At 56.1% G+C, this 1,069-nt stretch carries 1 rRNA gene; it reads right to left on the bottom strand.

The window, feature by feature from the left end:
- Nucleotides 1-37: 37 nt before the first annotated feature.
- A 23S ribosomal RNA gene (locus AB0I12_RS42450) occupies nt 38-1,069 on the bottom strand; the annotation flags it as partial.

Below are 1,069 nucleotides of genomic sequence, written 5' to 3'. Positions count from 1 at the left end.
CAAATCTTTGGACACTCCACACCCTAGGTGTGGTGTGTGTGACAAGCCCTCGGCCTATTAGTACCAGTCAGCTCCACACCTTACGGCGCTTCCACTTCTGGCCTATCAACCCAGTGGTCTACTGGGGGCCTTACCCGGTTAACCCGGTGGGAGACCTCATCTTGAAGCGTGCTTCCCGCTTAGATGCTTTCAGCGGTTATCACTCCCGAACGTAGCCAACCAGCCGTGCTCCTGGCGGAACAACTGGCACACCAGAGGTTCGTCCACCCCGGTCCTCTCGTACTAGGGGCAGCCCTTCTCAAGTCTCCTGCGCGCGCAGCGGATAGGGACCGAACTGTCTCACGACGTTCTAAACCCAGCTCGCGTGCCGCTTTAATGGGCGAACAGCCCAACCCTTGGGACCTACTCCAGCCCCAGGATGCGACGAGCCGACATCGAGGTGCCAAACCATCCCGTCGATATGGACTCTTGGGGAAGATCAGCCTGTTATCCCCGGGGTACCTTTTATCCGTTGAGCGACGGTGCTCCCACATGCCACCGCCGGATCACTAGTTCCGACTTTCGTCCCTGCTCGACATGTCTGTCTCACAGTCAAGCTCCCTTGTGCACTTACACTCGACACCTGATTGCCAACCAGGCTGAGGGAACCTTTGAGCGCCTCCGTTACCTTTTAGGAGGCGACCGCCCCAGTCAAACTACCCACCAGGCACTGTCCCTGATCCGGATAACGGACCAAAGTTAGACAGCCAGAACAATCAGAGTGGTATTTCAACGATGACTCCACCCGAACTGGCGTCCGAGCTTCACAGTCTCCCACCTATCCTACACAAATTGTACCGACCACCAATACCAAGTTGTAGTAAAGGTCCCGGGGTCTTTCCGTCCTGCTGCGCGTAACGAGCATCTTTACTCGTAATGCAATTTCGCCGAGTCCACGGTTGAGACAGCGCCCAAGTCGTTACGCCATTCGTGCAGGTCGGAACTTACCCGACAAGGAATTTCGCTACCTTAGGATGGTTATAGTTACCACCGCCGTTTACTGGCGCTTAAGTTCAAAGCTTCGCCGGCC

The sequence above is a fragment of the Kribbella sp. NPDC050459 genome (assembly GCF_040655315.1).
Classification (GTDB): Bacteria; Actinomycetota; Actinomycetes; order Propionibacteriales; family Kribbellaceae; genus Kribbella.
The sequence above is the reverse complement of the archived record's forward strand: the minus strand, read 5'-3'. Positions and strand labels throughout refer to the sequence as shown.